4 protein-coding genes are annotated in these 4,595 nt (G+C 64.3%); 3 read left to right on the top strand and 1 reads right to left on the bottom strand.

Annotated elements, in window-relative coordinates; genetic code table 11:
- The first annotated feature begins 78 nt into the window (after positions 1–78).
- Entirely contained in the window at positions 79–2,367 is a 2,289-nt protein-coding gene (locus AC1D0P_RS22135) for an Orn/Lys/Arg family decarboxylase (protein ID WP_477678716.1), read from the top strand.
- A 41-nt stretch (positions 2,368–2,408) separates the two neighbouring features.
- Here the strand turns inward: AC1D0P_RS22135 and AC1D0P_RS22130 are convergent, their stop codons facing one another.
- Positions 2,409–3,353: a DNA ligase gene (locus AC1D0P_RS22130; RefSeq protein WP_477678715.1), complete on the bottom strand. Its 945-nt coding sequence runs from the start codon at positions 3,351–3,353 to the stop codon at positions 2,409–2,411.
- A gap of 142 nt (positions 3,354–3,495) precedes the next feature.
- Here AC1D0P_RS22130 and AC1D0P_RS22125 point away from each other — a divergent pair, with 142 nt between their 5' ends.
- Both AC1D0P_RS22125 and AC1D0P_RS22120 read left to right on the top strand, forming a co-directional pair.
- Positions 3,496–3,843 (top strand): GFA family protein, encoded by a 348-nt coding sequence (locus tag AC1D0P_RS22125; RefSeq protein ID WP_477678714.1) that lies wholly within the window; start codon positions 3,496–3,498, stop codon positions 3,841–3,843.
- 70 nt (positions 3,844–3,913) lie between these two features.
- Positions 3,914–4,595, top strand: a 682-nt coding sequence (locus tag AC1D0P_RS22120; protein WP_477678713.1) for a GNAT family N-acetyltransferase, incomplete at its 3' end; no start/stop codon positions are given.

Genomic DNA, 4,595 nt, shown 5'->3' with positions numbered 1-4,595 from the left:
CTCAACCTGTCTATGCCTTTTGAGCGTTCCCCATGGCCTCCGACAGGTTCAGGGCGCCCTTGAACTGCTCTCCCCGTCATGAAATTCCGCTTTCCCATCGTCATCATTGACGAAGATTTTCGTTCCGAAAATACCTCCGGCCTGGGTATCCGCGCGCTGGCGCAGGCCATTGAAAGCGAGGGCTTCGAGGTACTGGGCGTCACCAGCTACGGCGACCTCTCGCAGTTCGCCCAGCAGCAAAGCCGGGCCAGCGCCTTTATTTTGTCGATCGACGACGAAGAGTTCTCGCCCGGGCCCGATCTCGACCCCGCAGTGCTGAACCTGCGCAACTTCATCGAAGAGGTGCGCCGCAAGAACCTGGACGTGCCGATCTATGTCTATGGCGAGACCAAGACCTCGCGCCACATCCCCAACGACATCCTGCGTGAGCTGCACGGCTTCATCCACATGTTCGAGGACACGCCCGAGTTCGTGGCGCGCCACATCCTGCGGGAGGCCAAGAGCTACCTGGAAGGCGTGCAGCCGCCGTTTTTCAAGGCCTTGCTCGACTACGCCGAGGACGGCTCCTATTCCTGGCACTGCCCCGGCCATTCGGGCGGCGTCGCTTTCCTCAAAAGCCCCGTCGGGCAGATGTTCCACCAGTTCTTCGGCGAGAACATGCTGCGCGCCGACGTCTGCAACGCCGTGGAAGAGCTTGGCCAGCTGCTGGACCACGACGGCGCCATCGGCGCCAGCGAGCGCAACGCCGCGCGCATCTTCAACGCCGACCACTGCTTCTTCGTGACCAACGGCACCTCCACCAGCAACAAGATGGTCTGGCACCACACGGTGGCGCCGGGCGATGTCGTGGTGGTCGACCGCAACTGCCACAAGTCCATCCTGCACGCCATCATCATGACGGGCGCGATCCCGGTGTTTTTGAAGCCAACGCGCAACCATTTCGGCATCATTGGCCCGATTCCGCAAAGCGAGTTTGACCCCGAGGCCATCAAGGCCAAGATACGCGCCAACCCGCTGCTCAAGGGCGTCGACGCCGACAGCGTGAAGCCGCGCGTGCTGACGCTGACGCAGTCGACCTACGACGGCGTGCTTTACAACACCGAAACCATCAAGGGCATGCTCGACGGCTATGTCGACAACCTGCACTTTGACGAGGCCTGGCTGCCGCACGCGGCCTTCCACCCGTTCTACGGCAGTTACCACGCGATGGGCAAGAGCCGCATCCGGCCGAAAAACGCCGTGGTCTACGCCACGCAGTCCATCCACAAGCTGCTGGCCGGCATCAGCCAGGCCAGCCACGTGCTGGTGCAGGACTCGCAGAACACCAAGCTCGACAGGCACCTCTTCAACGAGGCCTACCTGATGCACACCTCCACCTCTCCGCAGTACAGCATCATTGCCAGCTGCGACGTGGCCGCCGCCATGATGGAGCCTCCCGGCGGCACGGCGCTGGTCGAGGAAAGCATTGCCGAGGCGCTGGATTTCCGCCGCGCCATGCGCAAGATCGATCAGGAATACGGCACCGACTGGTGGTTCAAGGTCTGGGGCCCGGACAAGCTGGTCGAAGAGGGCATAGGCGAGTCGCAGGACTGGATCATCAAGGGCGAGTCGCGCAGCGCCAAGACAGCGAAGAACGGCGCCAACAACTGGCACGGTTTCGGCCAGATGGCCACCGGCTTCAACATGCTGGACCCGATCAAGTCCACCATCGTCACGCCGGGCCTGGACCTGAACGGCAAGTTCGCGAAGACCGGCATCCCGGCCAGCATCGTGACCAAGTTCCTGGCAGAGCATGGCGTGATCGTCGAGAAAACCGGCCTCTACAGTTTCTTCATCATGTTCACTATCGGCATCACCAAAGGCCGCTGGAACACGCTGCTGACGGCGCTGCAGCAGTTCAAGGACGACTACGACAAGAACCAGCCGATGTGGCGCATCCTGCCCGAGTTCTGCCAGAAGTACCCCAAATATGAGCGCATGGGCCTGGCCGACTTGTGCCAGCACATCCATACGCTGTACGCCAAATACGACATCGCGCGGCTGACGACCGAGGTCTACCTGAGCGACCTGGCGCCCGCCATGAAGCCCAGCGACGCCTATTCCCACATCGCCCACCGCACGACGGAGCGGGTCGAGATCGACCACCTGGAGGGCCGCATCACCGTGGGCCTGGTCACGCCGTACCCGCCGGGCATCCCGCTGCTGATCCCGGGCGAGGTCTTCAACAAGCGCATCGTCGACTACCTGAAGTTCTCGCGCGAATTCAACGCCCAGTGCCCGGGTTTCGAGACCGACATCCATGGACTCGTCGAAGAGGTCGATGCCAAAGGCAAGACCCGCTACTACGCCGACTGCGTCAAGAAATAGACCCGGTGGTAGGCCCGGAGCCGGGTGCGCACCTGCCCGGCTTAAAGGGCGTCGTCCCGCACCCGCATAAAGCTCGCGAAGCGCGGAATGCCGCTATCGTTCAGGCCGCGAAAACGGTAGGTGACGGTGCTGCCCACGGGCGGCGGGTTCTGGCGCAACTCGTCGCTGAGGCCGCTGCCCAGCTTGAAACGCTGGCCGGTCTTGCCGTCCGCACCCGGAATTTCCACCAGCAGCGCCCCCACCATGCCCGCGTATTTTCCCTGGCCGGGGAGGTGCGCCACCACGCGGGCCTCGTTGTCTTCATGCGGCTTGGCCTTGAGCAGGTCGTCGCTGCGCTGGCCTTTGTAAAACGACGCCCCCCGGTGCAGCATCAGGCCTTCGCCGCCATGCTTGACGGTGGTGGCCAACAGCGCCTGCAGGGCCGCATGGTTGGCCACCTTGGACTGCGCCACGGCGTGCACCCAGGGCTGGTCGATACGGCTCACCACCCCATTCAGCGCGGGAATGCGTTCGCTGAACGGGCCGCCTTGCGCCGGCAGGTCGAACACCATGAAACGCATGGCCCGCCAGGCAGCCGCGTCCGGGCTTTGCTGGCGCACGGTGGACACCGCCCGGGAAAACTGGCCGTGGCCAGCCCACAGTTCGCCGTCAAGCGGAACCTTGGGCCAGCCGGCCGTGAACCAGGCCGGCGCGGCGATGCGTTCTCCGCCACGGGTCAGCAGCTTTTCGCCATCCCAGTAGCCACGCACGCCGTCGTATTTTTCGCTGACCCAGTAGTCGGGCACGGAGGTGCCTGGGCGATAGACCTTGGCGAGCATCAACTCCGGCGCCTGCGAGGCAGCCGCCAAAGCCAGGGCCGAGGTGGGCAAGGCGGGCGTCAGCAGGCCCGCGAGGACCAGCAGCAGGTGCAGCGCCTTCAGGCGGAAAAATGCCGCCGGGGCAGAAGCGCGAGAGGAGGGAATCCGGAATTGATGCTGAGTCGCCATAGTATTGTTGACTTTGAGCTGTATGAATGTACAGTCTATAGTCCCGTGCCGGACGCTGCAAGCGTCCCTTCAGCAAACTGTTGAGGGCGCGCCACATGCGCGTGGTTCCCTTCCAGATTATTGAGAAAAAAGGATGCAAAACATGACTCACCAAGGAAGTTGCCATTGCGGAAGGATTGCCTTCGAGGTTGAAGGCGAACCCGCCGGCGCGCTGGCCTGCAATTGCTCCATGTGCTCGCGCAAGGGATCGCTGCTCTGGTTTGTTCCGCACGAGCAGTTGCGCCTGCTGACTCCCGACGAGAACGCCAGCACCTATTTGTTCAACAAGCACCTCATCCGCCACCGGTTTTGCCCCACCTGCGGCATCCACCCTTATGGCGAGGGCACAGGCCCGGATGGCAAGCGCATGGCGGCCATCAACCTGCGCTGCGTGCAGGACCTGGACCTCGCCGCCATTCCCGTCCAGCACTTTAACGGGCGGGCTTCCTAGCCAATAATCAGCAGACTCGAAGCCGCCTGCTCGCGAGCTTTGTCCCGTGGACTTTTCACCCCGAGGAACCATGACCTCCAGCGATATCGAATCCATAGAGCGCGCCACCTTGGCCGCGGTGTCTCCCGAAGCCGTGGAGGAATTCCAGGGCTGGCTCCTGCCTTTTGACAGCGGCACCGTCAGCCGGGCGCATAGCGCCGTGCCGCTGCGCCACCTACCGGCCGACGAGGGCCTGGTCGACCAGGTCGAAGCGCGTTATCGGGCGCGCGGCCTGCGCACGGTGTTCCGCCTGGCCAATGAGGCCTGCTTCGACGGCCTGCGGCAGGAACTGTTGCGGCGCGGCTACCAGGCCGGGAAACCGGTGCTGGTTCAGGTGGCGACTGTCCAGGCCATGCGCGCGGCCAGTGCGGCTGCGCCCGCCGAAACTGCCGATGCGCCCGATGCCGCGTGGGCGGCGCTGTTCCTGGCCGAAGGTTTTGACCCGGTGGACGGCGCGAGCCGCGTCAAGGCCTTGAGCCGCGCCCGCGGTTCGGTCTATGCCAGCGTCCGCGAGAACGGCAAAACCGTGGCCGCGGGCGCCGGCGCGTTCAGCCATGGCTGGTCCAGCGTGCACGGCATGCGCACCGACCAGGCTTGCAGGGGCAGGGGACTGGCCGGGCGCGTGCTGGCGGGGATCGCCGGGGTGGCGGAGCAGCGCGGCATCACACGGGCGTTTTTGCAGGTCGAAGATGTCAATGCCCCGGCGCTGGCGC

The organism is Polaromonas sp. P1_G2 (assembly GCF_056405515.1).
The sequence above is the reverse complement of the archived record's forward strand: the minus strand, read 5'-3'. Positions and strand labels throughout refer to the sequence as shown.